The 18629-nt window shown below is 43.7% G+C and carries 20 protein-coding genes; 19 read left to right on the top strand and 1 reads right to left on the bottom strand.

The window, feature by feature from the left end:
- Window positions 1-3: 3 nt before the first annotated feature.
- Genes fmt through BN1609_RS04520 form a run of 8 tightly spaced genes read left to right on the top strand, consistent with a single transcriptional unit; the run spans window position 4 to window position 7640 of the window.
- Window positions 4-945, top strand: a complete 942-nt coding sequence (gene fmt, locus BN1609_RS04555) for a methionyl-tRNA formyltransferase (protein ID WP_088809505.1) — start codon at window positions 4-6, stop codon at window positions 943-945.
- A complete protein-coding gene (gene rsmB / locus BN1609_RS04550; RefSeq protein ID WP_088825429.1) occupies window positions 946-2271 on the top strand; it encodes a 16S rRNA (cytosine(967)-C(5))-methyltransferase RsmB in 1326 nt (441 codons plus the stop codon).
- A gap of 17 nt (window positions 2272-2288) precedes the next feature.
- Window positions 2289-3047, top strand: a complete 759-nt coding sequence (locus tag BN1609_RS04545; protein WP_088809507.1) for a Stp1/IreP family PP2C-type Ser/Thr phosphatase — start codon at window positions 2289-2291, stop codon at window positions 3045-3047.
- The gene (pknB, locus tag BN1609_RS04540) at window positions 3044-5026 is read left to right on the top strand and encodes a Stk1 family PASTA domain-containing Ser/Thr kinase (protein WP_088838967.1); all 1983 of its coding nucleotides are present in this window, start codon (window positions 3044-3046) and stop codon (window positions 5024-5026) included. Before BN1609_RS04545 ends, pknB begins: the two co-directional genes overlap by 4 nt.
- 14 nt (window positions 5027-5040) lie before the next feature.
- Entirely contained in the window at window positions 5041-5916 is an 876-nt protein-coding gene (rsgA, locus tag BN1609_RS04535; RefSeq protein WP_088816261.1) for a ribosome small subunit-dependent GTPase A, read from the top strand.
- Window positions 5916-6572 (top strand): ribulose-phosphate 3-epimerase, encoded by a 657-nt coding sequence (gene rpe, locus BN1609_RS04530; RefSeq protein WP_088809510.1) that lies wholly within the window; start codon window positions 5916-5918, stop codon window positions 6570-6572. The genes rsgA and rpe overlap by 1 nt, the downstream gene beginning before the upstream one ends.
- Window positions 6573-6630: 58 nt before the next feature.
- Window positions 6631-7278: a thiamine diphosphokinase gene (locus tag BN1609_RS04525; protein ID WP_088816262.1), complete on the top strand. Its 648-nt coding sequence runs from the start codon at window positions 6631-6633 to the stop codon at window positions 7276-7278.
- 2 nt (window positions 7279-7280) lie between these two features.
- A complete protein-coding gene (locus BN1609_RS04520) occupies window positions 7281-7640 on the top strand; it encodes a hypothetical protein (protein ID WP_088809512.1) in 360 nt (119 codons plus the stop codon).
- Window positions 7641-7815: 175 nt separating this feature from the next.
- Here the strand turns inward: BN1609_RS04520 and rpmB are convergent, their stop codons facing one another.
- Window positions 7816-8004 carry a 50S ribosomal protein L28 gene (rpmB, locus tag BN1609_RS04515; protein ID WP_036096174.1) on the bottom strand — a complete coding sequence of 63 codons (189 nt, stop codon included), beginning with the start codon at window positions 8002-8004 and terminating at the stop codon, window positions 7816-7818.
- Window positions 8005-8290: 286 nt separating this feature from the next.
- Here rpmB and BN1609_RS04510 point away from each other — a divergent pair, with 286 nt between their 5' ends.
- The 11 genes from BN1609_RS04510 to rnc all read left to right on the top strand — a co-directional run bounded on the left by BN1609_RS04510 (window position 8291) and on the right by rnc (window position 18619).
- Complete coding sequence (locus BN1609_RS04510) at window positions 8291-8656, top strand: Asp23/Gls24 family envelope stress response protein (RefSeq protein WP_088809513.1); 366 nt, start codon at window positions 8291-8293, stop codon at window positions 8654-8656.
- A gap of 15 nt (window positions 8657-8671) precedes the next feature.
- Window positions 8672-10327: a DAK2 domain-containing protein gene (locus BN1609_RS04505; RefSeq protein ID WP_088809514.1), complete on the top strand. Its 1656-nt coding sequence runs from the start codon at window positions 8672-8674 to the stop codon at window positions 10325-10327.
- A 16-nt stretch (window positions 10328-10343) separates the two neighbouring features.
- A complete protein-coding gene (gene sdaAB / locus BN1609_RS04500) occupies window positions 10344-11006 on the top strand; it encodes an L-serine ammonia-lyase, iron-sulfur-dependent subunit beta (protein WP_088809515.1) in 663 nt (220 codons plus the stop codon).
- A 24-nt stretch (window positions 11007-11030) separates the two neighbouring features.
- Window positions 11031-11921 carry an L-serine ammonia-lyase, iron-sulfur-dependent, subunit alpha gene (sdaAA, locus tag BN1609_RS04495; RefSeq protein ID WP_088809516.1) on the top strand — a complete coding sequence of 297 codons (891 nt, stop codon included), beginning with the start codon at window positions 11031-11033 and terminating at the stop codon, window positions 11919-11921.
- The gene (gene recG / locus BN1609_RS04490) at window positions 11914-13962 is read left to right on the top strand and encodes an ATP-dependent DNA helicase RecG (protein ID WP_088840552.1); all 2049 of its coding nucleotides are present in this window, start codon (window positions 11914-11916) and stop codon (window positions 13960-13962) included. Before sdaAA ends, recG begins: the two co-directional genes overlap by 8 nt.
- Window positions 13963-14116: 154 nt before the next feature.
- Window positions 14117-14698, top strand: coding sequence for a transcription factor FapR (gene fapR / locus BN1609_RS04485; RefSeq protein WP_088809518.1), 582 nt, complete (start codon window positions 14117-14119; stop codon window positions 14696-14698).
- 5 nt (window positions 14699-14703) lie between these two features.
- Window positions 14704-15711: a phosphate acyltransferase PlsX gene (plsX, locus tag BN1609_RS04480; protein WP_088809519.1), complete on the top strand. Its 1008-nt coding sequence runs from the start codon at window positions 14704-14706 to the stop codon at window positions 15709-15711.
- Entirely contained in the window at window positions 15708-16646 is a 939-nt protein-coding gene (gene fabD, locus BN1609_RS04475) for an ACP S-malonyltransferase (RefSeq protein WP_088809520.1), read from the top strand. Before plsX ends, fabD begins: the two co-directional genes overlap by 4 nt.
- On the top strand, window positions 16643-17386 hold the full coding sequence (gene fabG, locus BN1609_RS04470) for a 3-oxoacyl-[acyl-carrier-protein] reductase (RefSeq protein WP_088809521.1): 744 nt from the start codon (window positions 16643-16645) through the stop codon (window positions 17384-17386). Before fabD ends, fabG begins: the two co-directional genes overlap by 4 nt.
- A 92-nt stretch (window positions 17387-17478) precedes the next feature.
- A complete protein-coding gene (locus BN1609_RS04465; protein WP_007476458.1) occupies window positions 17479-17712 on the top strand; it encodes an acyl carrier protein in 234 nt (77 codons plus the stop codon).
- A 214-nt stretch (window positions 17713-17926) separates the two neighbouring features.
- Window positions 17927-18619 carry a ribonuclease III gene (gene rnc, locus BN1609_RS04460; RefSeq protein WP_088809522.1) on the top strand — a complete coding sequence of 231 codons (693 nt, stop codon included), beginning with the start codon at window positions 17927-17929 and terminating at the stop codon, window positions 18617-18619.
- The last annotated feature ends 10 nt before the right edge of the window (window positions 18620-18629 follow it).

Below are 18629 nucleotides of genomic sequence, written 5' to 3'. Positions count from 1 at the left end.
AAAATGGAAAAAATTATTTTTATGGGGACGCCAGATTTTGCGGTGCCCGTTTTGAAAAATTTAGCTGAAAAATATGACGTGGTTGCCGTCGTAACTCAGCCAGACCGAGTGCTCGGACGAAAACGCGTTTTAACGGCACCACCGGTTAAGGTTGCGGCAAACGAACTCGGCATTCCTGTTTACCAGCCTGAAAAATTGCGTGCATCAGAAGAATTAGACGCCTTACTCGCGCTTGATGTGGATTTGCTCGTGACAGCGGCTTATGGGCAGATTTTGCCGAACAATTTGCTTGCGCTACCTAAAAAGGGCGCGATTAATGTGCATGCTTCACTGCTTCCAGAGTACCGCGGCGGCGCGCCGATTCATTATGCGGTCATGGACGGGAAGGCGGAAACGGGCGTGACGATTATGTACATGGTGGAAAAACTAGACGCCGGCGATATGATTGCGCAGCGCAGTATGCCAATTACGGACGAAGATGATACGGGCACGATGTTTGAAAAATTAGCAGTGCTTGGCGCGGCACTTTTAATGGATACGTTGCCAGACTTTTTGGCAGGGAAGATAAACGCGGTGCCGCAAAATCCGGAAAAGGTTACGTTTGCACGCAATGTGTCGCGTGAACAGGAAAAACTCGATTTTTCTAAAGAAGCGCGGGTTGTGTGGAACCATATTCGCGGGCTTTCGCCGTTTCCAGTTGCGTACACGACGTTTGAAGGAAAACCGTTTAAAATTTGGCGGGCGCATCTATCTAGCGAGCAAACTGATCTTTCGCCGGGAAGTTTTGTGCTGCTCACAAAATCAACATTTGGCATTGTGTGCGGTGATGGCAATCTTGTCGTGCCAGAAATTGTTCAACCTTTTGGGAAGCCGAAAATGGACGCGAATGCGTTTATTCAAGGAACGCTCCGAAATATTTCAAAGGAAGTTAGGTTTGGTGATTAAATGAAAAAAGAAGTTCGTGAAATTGCGCTTGAACTAATTGAAAAAGTAGAAAATCAAGGATCTTATAGCCATTTACTTATTAATGATGCTTTAAAAAAACAAGATTTAAATGTAGCGGATAGAGGGCTTTTGACAGAACTAGTTTACGGGACAATTCAACGGAAAATTACGCTTGATTTTTTCCTTGAGCCGTTTTTGAAAAAGACGCCAGAAGATTGGGTGCAAAATTTGCTGCGGTTGTCAGTTTATCAAATGCAATTTTTGGATAAAATTCCCGAACATGCGATTTTACACGAAGCTGGTGAAATTGCGCGGAAGCGCGGTCATGATGGCGTAACGAAATTTGTGAACGGCGTTTTGCGCAACATCATTCGCCGAGGCGTACCAGCCATTGATGCGATTTCAGACGACGTGACGCGACTTAGCGTTCAAGTTAGCCTGCCAGAATGGCTTGCAGCACGTTTTATCAAACAATTTGGGTACGAGCGCGCACTTGAACTTGGAGAGGCCTTTTTAGTTCCGCCAAATCAAACGGTACGTGTGAATGTAACTGAAACCAATCCGAAGTCACTCGTAAAAGAGTTTGCGGACCAAGGAATTTCTGCAAAAGTGTCGGAGATTATACCAGAGGCCCTGGAGATTGAAAAAGGAAGCATCGCAAATACGAACGCTTTTAAAACCGGAAAATGTACCATTCAAGACGAAAGTTCGATGATTGTGGCCTATGCGCTCGAGCTTACGGACGACTTGGACGTTTTAGATGCGTGTTCGGCTCCTGGGGGAAAAACCACGCATATTGCGGAGAAGATGAACGGGACTGGCAGTGTGATGGCGCTTGATATCCACGCTCATAAAACGAAACTCGTAGCGAGTGCGGCTAGTCGGTTGAATTTATTAAACGTGCGAACGCTCGCTTTAGATGCGAGAAGTGCAACAAGCGAATTCGAAACAAAAAGTTTTGACCGCGTTTTAGTGGACGCACCTTGTTCTGGGTTTGGCGTGCTAAAACGAAAACCAGATATTAAATACAGTAAAAAGCCTGATGATATTGCGCGACTTAGCGAAATTCAGCTCGCAATTTTAGATGAAGTTAGCCAACTTGTTAAAGAAAATGGTATATTAGTGTATAGTACTTGTACGATTGACAGGGAAGAAAATGCCGAAGTTGTGCAGAAATTTCTGGAGAAGCATCCAGAGTTTGAGGCGAAATCGGTTACTGTCCCGAAATCGTTAGAACATTTAAAGACGGGCAATGACTTACAAATTTTACCGACGGATTTTGGAAGCGACGGATTTTATGTTGCGAGTTTCAAACGGCGCCCTTAAGATTGGAGAGAGAAACTATGCAAGTTGAATTTAGAACGGACAGAGGAAGAATCAGACACCATAATGAAGATAACGGTGGTGTTTTTGAAAATAAAACTGGGAATCCAATTGTCATAGTTGCAGATGGAATGGGCGGTCATCGCGCCGGTGATGTTGCCTCAGAAATGGCCGTTAAACTTCTTAGTGAAGCTTGGCAGGAAACAGAAGAATTTTTACACGCGAATGATGTGGAAGACTGGTTTCGCATTGTGATTCAAAAAATCAATCGCGTCATTACCGCAGAAGCAGAAAAGGAACCTGAGCTAAAAGGAATGGGCACGACGCTAGTCGCTGCGATTTTCACGCGAAGTCAAGCCATCATTGCCAATGTTGGTGACAGCCGCGGTTACTTGCTTCAAGGCGAGAAATTTGTGCAAATTACGGAAGACCATTCACTTGTGAACGAGCTTCTTCGCAAAGGTGAAATTTCGAAAGAAGACGCGGAAAATCATCCACGCAAAAATATTTTACTTCGCGCATTAGGCGTGGAAGGTTTTGTTGACACGGATACGTTTATTACACCATTTCAAACAGAAGATATTTTGCTACTCTGTTCAGATGGGCTAAGCAACATGATTTCGGAGGCAGAAATGCGACAAGTTTTAACCAGCAAAAGAACACTTGCTGAAAAAGCTGATTCGCTTATTACGAAAGCAAACGCAAACGGCGGAGAAGATAATATTACCGTGTTACTACTTAAACGGGATAACGTAAGAAAAGGGGGTGACTCATCATGATGATTGGAAAACGACTAAGCGGACGATATAAAATTTTAAGCCCAATTGGCGGCGGCGGAATGGCTAATGTATTTTTAGCACACGATATGATTTTAGACCGCGATGTGGCAGTGAAAATCTTGCGAATTGATTTAGCTGATGAAAGCAATTTGATTCGTCGCTTCCAGCGTGAGGCGCAGTCAGCAACAAGTTTAGTGCACCCCAATATTGTTGGCATCTATGATGTCGGTGAAGAAAATGATTTGCACTACATTGTTATGGAATACGTGGAAGGCATGGATTTAAAACAATACATTCAAGAAAAACACCCGATTCCATTTGATGAAGCCGTTGAAATTATGAAGCAAATTGTTTCAGCCATTTCGGCAGCGCATAAATATCATATCATTCACCGTGATATTAAACCGCAAAATATTTTAATCGACCATGATGGAGTTGTGAAAATTACGGATTTCGGAATTGCGATGGCGCTTTCGGAAACCTCAATTACGCAAACCAATTCGCTTGTCGGCTCTGTGCACTATTTATCTCCCGAGCAAGCGCGCGGCGGCATGGCGACTCAAAAATCAGATATTTATTCGCTCGGAATTGTGCTTTATGAGCTTCTAAGCGGACAAGTTCCTTATGACGGGGAATCCGCTGTATCCATTGCGATTAAACATTTACAGGGAAGCATTCCGTCTGTTCGAGAGACGAATCCTGCTATCCCGCAAAGCTTGGAAAATATTATTATTAAAGCAACGGCAAAAGATCCTGCTGCCCGCTACCAGTCTGCTGAAGAAATGGAAGAAGATTTAGAAACTTGTTTAAATGAAGACCGCCTGAACGAGCCTAAATTTATTCCGAACACGGACGACGGGGATACAAAAACGATTCCCATTATTGCGACGAAAAACGCGATGCGCAACTTAGATGATACCGTCACACAAACGCCGCTTGCAGAAGAAGAGGCAATCAAAGAAGGCGACGCGGATGGGAAAAAGCCGAAGAAAAAAATGAGCAAGAAAAAGAAAATTTTCTGGATTGTTTTTGGCGTCATTTTGCTATTTGCAGGAATCATTTTAACGCTTTGGTTGCTCGGAAAAAATCCAACAGAATTTGAAGTGCCAGATGTTAGTGGTAAAACCGAATCACAAGCCATTTCTTTGCTACAAAAAGAAGGGTTTACGATTGGAAGAACCATTGAAAAGAATAGCGATTCTGTTAAAGATGGAGATGTTATCAATACCGACCCTGAAGCTGGGGAAATGAAAGAAAAAGGTGCTAAAATAACACTTTATGTTAGTATCGGCTCTAAAAAAGTCACGATGGAAGATTATTCTGGTAGGAGCTATGAGGATACGGAAACAGTTTTAAAAGAACAGGGCTTTAAATCCGTTTCGAAAAAAGAAGAATATAGCGATACCGTAGAAGCAGGGATGATAATCTCGCAAAGTCCTGCTGCTGGAACGGATGTTGTGGCGAAAGATACAGATGTTGAGCTAATGGTGAGTCGCGGTAAAGCACCAATTACATTAAAAGATTTACGCGGCTATAATCAAACAGCACTCGATGACTATGCTTCCTCGGTCGGAATTACGATCCAAACAACAGAACAAAACAGCGATACGGTTGAAAAAGGACAAGTGATTTCGCAGTCACCTGCCGCAGGTACGACGATAAACGCCGGATCAACGGTGAATGTTGTGATTTCCAAAGGACCGAAAGAAAAAGCAGTAAAAAGCGTGACAAAAACGATTCAAATTCCGTATGGTGATGCAGGTTCAGGCGGCGACGGCGACTCGCCGAAACCAAAACATGTTAAAATTTATATTGATGATAAAAATCATTCGATGTCAACCCCGTATCGCGAACTAGATATTACCGAAAATACAAGTGTTACGATTACGTTTGAAATTGAAGAAGGTTCAAAAGGAAGCTATAAAATTTTGCGTGATGATGAAACTATTGATGAAGGTACGGTAGATTATCCGAATTAAAGGAGGTCGTAAAACTGGAAGGACAAATTATTAAAGCGTTAAGTGGTTTTTACTACGTGTTTCATGAAGGTACGGTCTATCAAACGAGAGCAAGAGGAAACTTTCGAAAACGAAAACTAACGCCTCTTGTTGGTGATGACGTCACTTTTCAAGCGGATAATCAGACGGACGGTTATATTTTAGATATTTTACCTCGTGAAAATGAATTAGTTCGTCCGCCTGTTGCGAACATTGATATTGCTATCCTCATTTTCTCAGCAGTGGAACCGGACTTCTCCACCAATTTAACCGACCGCTTTCTAGTTGCGATTGAAAAAGAAGATATTCGTCCGGTGATTGGCATCAGTAAGATGGATTTAGCCACAGAAGAAGAAAGAAAAGCCATTGAAAATTACCGCGATATTTATGTAAATGCTGGATACGAGGTATTTTTGACTGGGAGCGATGTTGATAAAGCTGCTATTTTGGACTTGATTCACGGAAAAACCGCGGTTATTGCGGGGCAATCGGGTGTTGGTAAGTCGACCTTTTTAAATCAATTAAATCCTGATTTAACTTTGCAGACGGGGGAAATTTCAACTTCTCTCGGCCGCGGTCGGCATACGACACGACATGTAGAGCTTTTGCCAATTGGTGATGGTTTTATCGCCGATACACCCGGATTTAGTTCCATTGAATGGGATAATTTAGAGCCTGAAAACTTACAATTTTGTTTTCCAGAAATTGAAGATCGGCGCTCTGGCTGTAAATTTCGCGGTTGTTTACATGAAAATGAACCCAATTGTGCGGTGAAAACAGCTGTTTTAGAAGATGAAATTGCCGATTTTCGTTATGAGCATTACTTACAAATTTTAACGGAATTAAAAAATAGAAAGCCGAGGTATTCATGATGGGAAAAATTGCACCTTCAATTTTAAGCGCAGACTTTGCGAATTTGGAAAAAGATATTGCCGAAGTAGAACGCTTAGGCGCCGATTATTTGCATATTGATGTGATGGACGGCCATTTTGTTCCTAATATTACGTTTGGTCCAGATGTCGTAAAAGCAATTAGACCGCGCACCAAATTGCCGCTTGACGTCCATTTAATGATTGAAAACCCAGATAACTACATTCCGCAATTTGCAAAAGCTGGCGCCGATTACATTTCTGTCCACGTTGAAGCATGCACGCACTTGCACCGCACGCTCCAACACATTCGCTCATTCGACGTGAAAGCGGCTGCCGTACTGAATCCCGCAACACCCATTGACACGCTTTTCCACGTGTTAAATGAGCTTGATATGGTTCTCTTTATGACCGTCAACCCGGGATTTGGTGGGCAAAGCTTTATTCCAGAAGTGCTAGAAAAAATCGCGGCGTTTAAAGCGTTGATTGATGAAAAAGGACTCGATATTGAAATCGAAGTGGACGGTGGCGTTAATCGTGAAACAGCCAAAGCATGCTTAGATGCTGGCGCTAATGTTTTCGTTGCTGGAAGCTACATTTATGGAAATAAAGATCGTAAAATTCCAATGGATAATCTCCGCGTTGTCGTTGGAAACTAGAAGGGGAGCAATAGGCTTAAGTACACCTATTGCTTCTTTTTTGGAAAGGAAGAAAACGATGAAAATTGTCAACATTATGGTCGGCGGTCCTGCGTCTGAACTGCCCGATTTAAAACCCTATACGAACGAAAAAAGCACTTGGCTAGGCGTCGATGGTGGGGCAAAACGCCTGCTCGATTTAAATATCCCCTTTGAAATAGCTTTAGGAGATTTCGACTCGCTAACGAAAGCGGAACTTGCCGACTTAAAAACAAAAGTAGCAGACGTACGCGTTTTTCCAGCTGAAAAAGATCAAACCGATACGGAAATCGGATTAGAAGCCGCAATTGCAATGGAGCCCAACTTAATTCGTATTTTCGGCGCGACAGGTGGCCGAATGGACCATTTACTGGCGAATTTAATGATGCTCGCACAACCAAAGTTTTTTGATGCAATTCCGCTCGTTGAAATGATTGACCGCTACAATTACATGAAAATGTATGCGCCTGGCGAGTATACGCTTGTCAAACAGGCGGACAAAAAATATGTAGCCTTTACGACCATGTCAAACGTCAGCGGTTTAACTTTAAAAGGGTTTAAATATCCGTTAGAAAATGCCGATTTCCCGTTTGGTAGGGCGCTGTCGAGCAATGAATTTAACCAATCCAAAGCCGCTTTTTCGTTTCAAACCGGCTTGATATTAATGACACAAAGTAAGGATGAGTAAAAATGCCATTTTGGAAAAATAAAAGAAATTTAGCACTTATTTTCGGAGGACTCGCGATTTTGTTTAGCTTTTACATTGAAGTCGTCTCCGCAAAAAATGTTTTCTCAGGAAACTATTCGGCTGATTTAAAAGTGCCAATCATGCTTATGTTTATCGCAAGCATCATCTTTTTTGCGAGTTTCGTTGTTGGATACAGCTTTTTATGGCAAAAAAAATACAAAATCGCCATTCCGATTTTGTTTGTAAGCGGCGTTCCCGCCTTTATTTTCCTACATATTTTTTCAGGTATGTTTATGATTATTTGCGGAGTGCTCGCAAAATCAGTAAGTGATAATCTACCAAAAGAGTCTGGGCATAGTTAACATTTGTTCTGTAAAAGAAATAAGTCTAAATTTAGTCATAACGCCATCTTTAAAAATGGGTTTCACTGAATTTAGGCTTATTTTTTATCTATGTACCAGTGTTTTTTTGTAAGCGTTTTACAAAAAGAAAAGAAAAAATGCACCGAATGGAATCGCTGCATTTATCTTGCTTCAATTAAACGCGTTCTACTTTACCAGATTTAAGCGCACGAGTAGAAACCCAAACTTTTTTCGGTTTACCATTTACGAGGATACGAACCTTTTGAAGATTAGCTTTCCAAGTACGTTTGCTTGAATTCATCGCATGCGAGCGACGGTTACCAGAACGAGATTTACGACCTGTAATTACGCATTCTTTTGCCATAACTTAACCCCTCCTTACCAGAAGTTCTCATAAGACGTTTATATCAAGACAGACAGAAAACATCTTTTGTTAATTTCATACACTAGAATAATTTATCATACCTAGATGTTTCTTGCAAGTGTTTGCGCGAAATTAGTGCTAAGTTTTTTTACTTGACAGCAGGAGGACTTGAAATTAATAAGGTGAAAAAACAGATACTTTCAATCACTCATGGATTATAGTAAAATAGATGCGAACGGATAAAAACGTAGAACGAAAGTGAAAGAATGTGTGAGGAGGAGTTAAAATGTCACTTGAAATAGAAACAAAACTCGGCAAAGTAGATATTACAGATGAAGTTATTGCAACAATTGCTGGTGGGGCGGCAGAAGAAAACTTTGGGATTGTCGGCATGGCAAGCAGACACCAAATTCGCGACGGCTTAACAGACATTTTAGGAAGAGAAAACTATACAAAAGGCGTCATCGTTAGAAAAGAAGAAGATAGCCTTCATATTGATATGTACATCATTGTTCGTTTTGGAACGAAAATTTCAGAAGTAGCCTATAACGTGCAAGATCGCGTCAAATATACTTTAGAAAAAACACTCGGTTTAATTGTTGATTCAGTTAATATTTATGTGCAGGGTGTTAAAGTGCTAAACGAGGACTAAGGAGGATTATTTAACTTGAATACTTATCAGTTAGATGGAGAAAAATGGGCAACAATGATTGCGATGGGAGCGGAAAATTTATCAAAAAATGCTGATTTTGTTGATTCTTTAAATGTTTTTCCTGTCCCAGACGGCGATACTGGAACCAATATGAATTTATCGATGACAAGTGGCGCAGTGGAAGTTTCGGCGAATGACAAAACTAATGCCGGAGCCGTCAGTGCTAATTTAGCGAAGGGACTCTTGATGGGCGCGCGAGGAAATTCTGGCGTTATTTTATCCCAACTTTTTAGAGGGTTTTCAAAAGCTGTTGAAAATAAAGAAACATTATCGCCAGAAGACTTTGCAAGAGGCTTCGCAAAAGGCGTTGAAACCGCATATAAAGCTGTTATGAAACCGGTCGAAGGAACGATTTTAACTGTCGCGCGCGAGGCGGCAAAAGCTGGCTTACAAGCTTCTTTGGAGGAAAAGGCTACGATTGAAGTGGTCTTGGCGGAAATTATTGCAAAAGGCAAAATTGCACTGGATAATACGCCAAATTTATTGCCAGTTTTAAAAGAAGTAGGCGTTGTAGATAGCGGCGGCCAAGGGCTTATGATTATTTATGAAGGATTCTACGGTGCGCTAACTGGAAAAATGGAGGTGCCAAATTATATGGCTTCCATGAATGAACTCGTCAATGCTGAACACCATAAACACGTGCAAGATTTCATGTCCACTGAGGATATTACTTACGGGTATTGCACGGAAATTATGGTGCGCATTAATGAAAATAAACCCGGACAAAAAGCATTCAATGAAGAGGAATTCCGCAATCATTTGAGTACGATGGGCGATTCGCTTTTAGTCGTTTCAGATGATGAAGTGGCAAAAGTTCATGTGCACACTGAGCATCCAGGCGATGTGTTTAATTACGGTCAAGAGTTCGGTAGCTTGATTAAAATGAAAGTGGAGAATATGCGCGAGCAGCATGATGCGATTGTCGGAAAAAATGAAGATGTGAAACCGAAAACGCCGTTTGGAATTGTGACGGTTTCAGCAGGTGACGGAATGAAAGCCCTTTTTGAAAGCCTTGGGGCAGCAAATGTACTTTCAGGCGGTCAAACGATGAACCCTAGCACAGAGGATATCGTGGCTGCAATTAAAGCGGCGAATGCTGAACAAGTTTTTGTTTTGCCAAACAATAAAAATATTTTAATGGCGGCGGATCAGGCGGCGGCATTGCTAGGCGAAGAGCATGTGCAAGTGATTCCTACGAAAACGATTCCGCAAGGTCTAGCAAGTATGCTCGCTTTCCAAGCTGATGCGGATTTCAGCACAAATGTTGGGCAGATGAAAGAGGCGATCCAAGATGTTGCCAGTGGCCAAGTGACGACAGCCGTTCGTGATACAAGCGTGTCAGGCGTGGACATTAAAAAGGGTGATTATATTGGCATGGTAGAAGGTGCGATTAAAATTAGTCAAGCTGGACTGGAAGATACGGCCGTTGAAACGCTTCGTTTAATGCTAGATGAAGATAGCGAAATTGTGACGCTTATTTTAGGCGAAGGTGTATCAGAAGAAGATGCAGCCAAAATTGAAACGCGCATCACAGAAGAGTTTAGCGATGTAGAATTTGAAATCCATGAAGGCGGACAGCCCGTTTACCCGTATATTTTTTCAGTAGAATAAAGAAAAGAGGTGCCTCGTGAAATTTAATAGTGTATTTGATGTCATTGGCCCAGTGATGATTGGCCCGTCAAGCTCCCACACAGCAGGCGCGAGCCGCATTGGCGCCATCGCAAGAAGCGTCTTTAGTGAACAGCCCGCCCAAGTTGAAATTCATCTTTATGGTTCGTTTGCTAAAACATATAAAGGACACGGCACAGATGTTGCGCTCATCGGCGGACTTCTCGGATTCTTGCCGGACGACCCGCGCATGAAAGAGTCGCCAAAACTCGCTGAAGAGTGGGGCATGCACATTCAATTCATTGAAGAAACAGAAGAAGCACCCCACCCTAACACCGTTAAACTTGTGTTGAAAAATGGGATGAAGCAGATGACGCTCGTAGGCGCCTCTATTGGCGGCGGAAAAGTAGAAATTATTCGCCTTAATGAGTTTGAGCTGGAGTTTACGGGTACTGCGCCAGCACTGCTCGTGCTACATGAAGATAAATTCGGCATTATTGCCTCGGTTACGAAAATTATTGCGGATTATGAAGTCAATATTGGCGCAATGAAAGTGTCACGCAAAATAAAAGGCGATGACGCGCTCATGGTCATTGAAGTGGACCAACAAGTGGATGAATCACTTACGCTTGAAATCGCCAAACTAGACGGCATTTTCCAAGTGGCAAGTATCGTTTTGTAGGTCTTTTGGAAGGAGTTAGATAAGATGTTCCGGACAGTGAAAGAACTCGTGGACATAGCAAATCGGGAAGCGAAACCGATTTCTGAAATTATGATTGAGCGCGAAATGAACGTTTCCGGCTTAAGCCGTGCGGAAGTCACTTCGGCGATGGCAAAAAATCTTCAAGTGATGGAAGACGCCATTTTAGAAGGTGAAAAGGGCGTTCAATCCACTACAGGCTTAACTGGCGGTGACGCCGTCTTAATGAAAGAGTATATCCAAAAAGGACAGTTTTTATCCGGAGAAGTTCTTTTGGATTCTGTAGCAAAAGCGATTGCGACGAATGAGGTGAACGCGGCGATGGGAGTTATCTGCGCAACGCCCACAGCTGGCAGCGCAGGTGTTGTTCCAGGCGTTTTATTCGCGGTAAAGGAGCGCCTAAATTTAACGCACGACCAAATGGTGAACTTTTTGTTTACCGCTGGCGCATTCGGTTTCGTCGTTGCCAACAATGCGTTTATAAGCGGCGCGGCAGGTGGCTGTCAAGCAGAAGTAGGTTCGGCAAGTGCGATGGCATCAGCGGCCGTAGTTGAAGCAGCAGGCGGTACGCCCGAGCAGTCCGCCCATGCGATGGCCATGACGATGAAGAACATGCTCGGCCTTGTTTGTGACCCAGTTGCTGGCCTTGTAGAAGTACCTTGCGTCAAACGCAATGCGCTAGGTTCCTCACAAGCGATTATTTCAGCCGATATGGCGCTTGCTGGAATTGAAAGCCGAATTCCGTGTGATGAAGTCATCGAAGCGATGCACCGCGTTGGTCTTCAAATGCCTAGCAGCTTAAGAGAAACAGCAGAAGGAGGATTGGCGGCAACTCCAACCGGTCGAATGATTCAAGCGAAAATCTTCGGCCTGTCGCCAGAAGGAATCGGTGAGTAAGCTTTCGCGCATTCCACTCACAGAACTAAAAGGCATTGGTGAAGAAACCGCGAAAACGTTTCGCGAACTCGGTATCCAAACGATATATGATTTGCTTTGGAACTTCCCGTATCGGTACGAAGACTATCGCATGCGGGATTTGTCCGTCGTAGAGAACGGAAGCCGCATCACCGTTTATGGTGAAGTTTTAACCGAACCAACCGTCGCTTTTTATGGTCGAAAAAAATCAAAGCTATCGTTTCGTTTATCGGCAGACGGTCAAATTTTAAAAGTCGACTTTTTTAACCAGCCCTATTTAAAAAGCAAGGTGGCGCTTGGAGATGCGGTCACAATTTCCGGTAAATGGGACAAAAATCGTGCGCAAATTACGGCTAGCAAATTTCAAAGCGGCCAAAAATCTACCGAAGAGAGTTTGGAGGGCGTCTACCGTCTAAAGGGCAATATGCGCAACAAGACCATTCAAAAACATTTGAAAAATGCGTTTGAGCTATTTGGGCGTGACATCGAAGAAATCTTGCCGCAAGAATTGCTCGACAAGTACCAATTAATCGGTCGCTACGAGGCGGTTGCCAAACTCCATTTTCCAACAAACGATGATGACTTGAAGCAGGCGCGTCGCCGAATGGTGTACGAAGAGTTTCTACTTTTCCAATTGAAGATGCAGTATTTCCGTAAAATTGAGCGCGAGCGTTCTGGTGGCATTCAGATTGACTACAATGTCGAAGAATTGCGTGCATACATTGACGCGCTGCCATTTCCGCTTACCGACGCTCAAAAACGCGTTGTCAATGAGATTTGCGGGGATTTAAAATCGCATCTGCATATGAATCGCCTCCTGCAAGGGGACGTTGGTTCTGGAAAAACGGTAGTGGCAAGCATTGCGATGTTTGCGGCGGCAAAAAGCGGCTTTCAGAGCGCGCTCATGGTACCAACAGAAATTTTAGCCGAACAACATGCGGATTCGCTTGTCGAGTTGCTTCAGCCATTCGATATTACGGTCGGACTTTTGACGAGTAGTGTGAAAGGCAAAAAGCGCAAGGAACTCTTAGCTTTACTCGAAACGGGTGAAATTGATATTTTAGTCGGGACGCATGCGCTCATTCAAGACGAAGTGATTTATCATCGCCTAGGCCTTGTCATTACTGATGAACAGCACCGCTTTGGCGTGGATCAGCGGCGCATTCTCCGCGAAAAAGGCGAGTATCCAGATGTGCTCTTTATGACGGCAACCCCAATTCCGCGGACGCTTGCGATTACGGCTTTTGGCGAAATGGACGTTTCGATTATTGATGAACTGCCAGCAGGGCGCAAAAATATTGAAACGTTTTGGGTCAAACATGACATGTTAGAACGCGTCATCGGTTTTATCGAAAAAGAAATCGAAAAAGGACATCAAGCCTACGTCATTTGTCCGCTCATCGAGGAATCGGAAAAACTAGATGTGCAAAATGCAGTCGATTTTTATAATTTACTGCAAAATAAATGGCGCGGTCGTCATACGCCAGGACTCATGCACGGAAAGCTTCTGCCGGCCGACAAAGAGGCGCTCATGCGTGCTTTTTATGATAAAAAAATCGATTGCCTCGTGTCCACCACGGTTGTCGAAGTCGGCGTAAACGTGCCCAACGCGACAATGATGGTCATTTACGACGCAGATCGGTTTGGCTTGTCACAACTCCACCAATTGCGCGGACGGGTCGGCCGCGGTAGCAGTCAGTCGTATTGTATCCTGCTTGCCGATCCTAAAACCGAAGTCGGGAAAGAACGCATGACCATCATGACCGAAACGAACGACGGCTTCGTACTTAGCGAACGTGACTTAGAACTGCGCGGACCAGGCGACTTTTTTGGCAAGAAACAAAGCGGCATTCCGGAATTTAAAGTCGCAGACATGGTGCACGACTACCGCGTTTTAGAAGTAGCGCGTACAGATGCACTCGTTTTAATGACCGAAAAAAATATGCTCGAAAACCCGGAATACCAGAAACTAAACGAAATTTTAGACGAACTTGGCGTTTTTTCTGAGCAAAAGCTCGATTAGGTTTTATAGAAAAAACTTGCAAGTAAGGCGCTTTTTTTATAACATATTAGCGTACGAGTTTTTCAAAAGGTGGCAGAAGGAAAAATGTGCGTTCGTCTATTCAAAATTTAGTAGCAGGTATTAGTATCACAAAATAAAGGGATGTGTAGCCTGAATGAAAAAATATTCAAAGAAAGAGCGACAAACAAAGTTGCAAGACGTGTTAGCGTCCAACCCGTTTATTACGGATGAGGAACTTGCTACGGAATTTGATGTGAGTGTGCAAACTATCCGTCTTGACCGCGTGGCGCTCTCTATCCCAGAACTTCGTGAGCGCATCAAGCATGTTGCTAGCGAAAACTACTCAGATTCTGTGAAAAGTATCCCGCTTGAAGAAGTTATCGGCGAAATTATTGACATTAAACCAAGTAAAAGTGCCATTTCATTATTTGATGTAAGCTCGGAACACGTGTTTAAACGAAATCAAATTGCGCGTGGTCATCATTTGTTCGCGCAAGCCAATTCGCTCGCAACAGCGGTCATTCCAAATGACTTAGCGCTCACAACGCAAGCAACGGTTAGGTTTGTTCGCCAAGTGAAACAAGGTGAGCGAGTGATTGCGAAGGCAACTGTCAGGCCGCAAACAAACGAAAGATCCATCACAATTGTAGATGTGAAAAGCTATGTGGGTGATGAAATTATTTTAAAAGGAAAGTTTGAAATGTATCACGCCACTGAAAAAAATAAAAAGGACTGACGATAATGAAAATAGCAATCGATGCAATGGGCGGTGACAATGCACCAAAAGAAATTGTTCTTGGTGTTATGCAAGCAGTAGCCCAGTTTAAAGATCTTGAGTTTCTGCTTTTTGGTGATGAAAAACAAATTTTAGAATTTTTAACGGATAAAACGCGCGTAGAGATTATACATACAGATGAAAAAATTGAAAGTGATGATGAACCAGTGCGGGCGGTCAAACGTAAGAAGAATTCTTCGATGGTGCTTGCGGCACAAGCTGTGAAAGATGGTCAAGCGGATGCTTGCATTTCAGCTGGGAACACAGGCGCGCTCATGTCCACTGGGCTTTTCGTCATTGGACGAATCAAGGGAATCGACCGGCCAGCACTAGCCCCCACTTTACCTACAATAAGTGGAAAAGGGTTTGTGATGCTTGACCTTGGCGCGAACTCGGAGGCGAAGCCTGAGCATTTGTTGCAGTTTGGGCTGATGGGTTCGGTTTATGCGGAAAAAGTGCGGAAAATCGAACGACCGCGTATTGGGCTGTTAAACATTGGTACGGAAGAAACGAAAGGGAACGAGCTGACGAAAAAAGCGTTCGCCCTCATGAAAGAACAAACGGCGTACAACTTTATCGGCAACATTGAGTCACGTGATTTGCTCATGGACGTGGCGGATGTCGTTGTAACAGACGGCTTCACGGGCAACATGGTTTTAAAAAGCCTCGAAGGCACTGGTGCGGCTTTCTTCTCGATGCTAAAAATGAGTTTGATGAACGGATTTAAAAATAAACTCGCTGCGGGCGTACTTAAAAAGGACTTGCTCGAATTGAAAGCGAAAATGGATTATAGCGAATACGGCGGTGCGTGTTTATTCGGCGTTTCAGCACCAGTTATTAAGGCGCACGGCTCGTCTAATGCGCACGGGATTTTCACAACGATTCGCCAAGCGCGCGACATGGTACAAAAAGATATGGTTGGTACGATTAAAGCCGAAATTGATAAAGGGAAATTAGGAGGAAGCGAGTCATGAGTAAAATTGCATTTGTATTTCCGGGACAAGGGTCACAAAAAGTAGGTATGGGAATGGACGTTAGAGAGGCGTATCCTGAAGCAAAACACGTGTACGACGCGGCGGACGCAAAATTAGGGTTTTCGTTAACGGACATCATTCAAGAAGGACCTATCGAACGCTTAACAAAATCAGAAAATGCACAACCTGCTTTAGTTTCAACAAGTGTTGCGATTTTACGTGCGCTTGAAACGTATGGTGTGAAAGCTGATTTTGTTGCTGGGCACAGCCTTGGCGAATATAGCGCACTGGTTGCGGCGGGCTTTTTAGATGAAGCGGATGCGGCATTTTTAGTACATGAACGTGGCAAATTGATGGAAGCGGCCGTTCCAAACGGAGCAGGTGCGATGGCGGCTGTACTTGGTCTTGATGCAGATGCAATTTCGGCTGAGCTTGCTGAAATTAGTGAGCCGGTTCAAATCGCCAACTATAATTGCCCTGGACAAATTGTTATTTCTGGTACGGCAGCGGGCATTGAAGAAGCGTCCACTCGTCTTAAAGAGCGCGGTGCGAAACGCGTCTTGCCACTTGCTGTAAGCGGGCCGTTTCATTCGGCGCTTATGAAACCAGCAGCCGAAAAATTCGGCGCAGTTCTTGATCAAGTGACATTTAAAACTGGCTTTATTCCCGTAGTAAATAATGTTGATGTGGCCTTTACGACAAATGAAGCAGACTTGCACGAGAAATTGGTTGCCCAAATTTATTCGCCAGTTAAATGGGAGCAAACAATTGAAGCGCTTATCGAAAAAGGCGTGGATACGTTTGTTGAAATTGGCGCTGGAAAAGTGGTTTCTGGCTTGATTAAAAAAATTAATCGCGATGTGACGGTTCTTGCGGCAGGTGACGCGGCGAGCATTCAAGAAGTTGCGCAAGCACTAAAGGGGGATTTAGCATGACATTAAAAGGAAAAGTTGCGGTTGTAACAGGTGGCTCACGTGGCATTGGTCGCGAAATCGTTTTGGCGCTTGCAAAAGAAGGCGCAAATATTTTCTTCAACTACGGCGGCCGCGCTGATGCGGCTAAGGAAACACTTGATTTAGTGAGCGAATTCGGCGTGGAAGCGGAAGCGATGAAGGCTGATGTTTCGAGTGAAGAAGAAGTGCAAGCTTTCTTTAAAGAAGTCACGAATCGTTTCGGTCGTATTGACATTTTGGTCAACAACGCTGGAATTACACGCGATAATTTACTCATGCGTATGAAAGAAGACGAATGGGACGATGTCATCAACATCAACTTAAAAGGGACATTTCTTTGCACGAAGGCAGTTGCGCGGACGATGATGAAGCAGCGCGCTGGGAAAATCATCAACATGACTTCTGTCGTTGGGATTATCGGTAACGCTGGTCAAGCGAACTACGTGGCAAGTAAAGCGGGCATGATCGGTTTGACGAAAACGACTGCGCGTGAACTAGCGCCACGGGGTATTAACGTCAACGCTGTCGCACCTGGTTTTATCGAAACTGAAATGACCGACGAACTAGATGAAAACACAAAAGAGCTTATGCTTGCGCAAATTCCGCTCGGGGCGTATGGTAAAACGAAAGATATCGCAAATGCAGTGAAATTTTTGGCGAGTGATGAGTCTAGCTACATTACAGGTCAAGTGCTTTCTATCGACGGCGGCATGAGCATGTAAGGGATTTAATGACTTTGTCAGGAGTCTGATAAAATAATAGTTTACGCCACGCGTGAAATACTTTATAATACTTGGAGGGAGGTGAAGTAATAATGGCAGAAGTATTGGAAAAAGTTACAAAAATCATCGTTGACCGTTTAGGTGTCGAAGAATCCAAAGTAACTTTAGAAGCTTCCTTCAAAGATGATCTAGGTGCTGATTCCCTAGACGTTGTTGAACTTGTAATGGAACTTGAAGACGAATTTGGAGTTGAAATCTCTGATGACGACGCTGCTGAAATTGCTACAGTTGGTGACGCAGTGAAGTACATAGAGGCAAATGCATAATAATGTGACGAGATAAATGAGGGTGTCTTAGTCGCTTTGTTCAGGCCTCGGCGCGAGCAAAACGATTTTAGGCAGCCTCTTTTTCGACTGAGGTTCATTTTCTAAGCAGCTAAATTTAGGCTGTTTAGAAAATGAACTTGTGAATTTAACGCCGAACAGCTAGACGAATGACAATTTGTCACGACGCTAGAAAGATTTGGAGAGGAGCAAGTTGATGAATAGATGGGAAGAATTACAAGAAAGTGTGGGGTTTGACTTCGCGAATGTGGCGCTTTTGCAAACCGCATTTACACACTCTTCTTATGTGAACGAACATAGACATGAAGAATTACAAGATAACGAGCGACTTGAGTTTCTAGGCGATGCCGTGCTAGAACTTACTGTTTCTGATTATTTATTTAAAAAATACCCTGATATGGCAGAAGGACAAATGACGAAAATGCGCGCTGCAATCGTGTGTGAGCCGTCGCTCGTTGAATTTGCCGAGATGGTCCATTTTTCGAAATACATTCGCTTAGGAAAAGGAGAAGAAAAAGCGGGAGGCAGAACAAGACCAGCGCTCCTCGCTGACGTTTTTGAGTCCTTTATTGGCGCACTTTATTTGGATAACGGCATTCAGGCGGTCATTCGCTTTTTAGAACGGCTTGTCTTTCCGAAAATCGATACAGGCATTTATATGCAAACGGTTGATTTTAAAACGCAGTTGCAGGAAATTGTGCAGCGGGACCGCGACGTCCTTATTCAATATGATATTTTAGGCGAAACAGGGCCAGCTCATAACAAAGCGTTTGAAGCGCAAGTTGTTGTGAACGGGCAAGTCCTCGGGAAAGGGACGGGGCGAACAAAAAAACAGGCAGAGCAAAATGCGGCAGAGTATGCGATACGGCAAGTTTTGCGCGTAGACTAGGAAGGGGGAT

This window comes from Listeria sp. ILCC797 (assembly GCF_900186185.1).
Taxonomy (GTDB): Bacteria; Bacillota; Bacilli; order Lactobacillales; family Listeriaceae; genus Listeria; species Listeria goaensis.
Note: the sequence above shows the minus strand (reverse complement) of the source record. Positions and strands in the feature narration are given on the sequence as shown.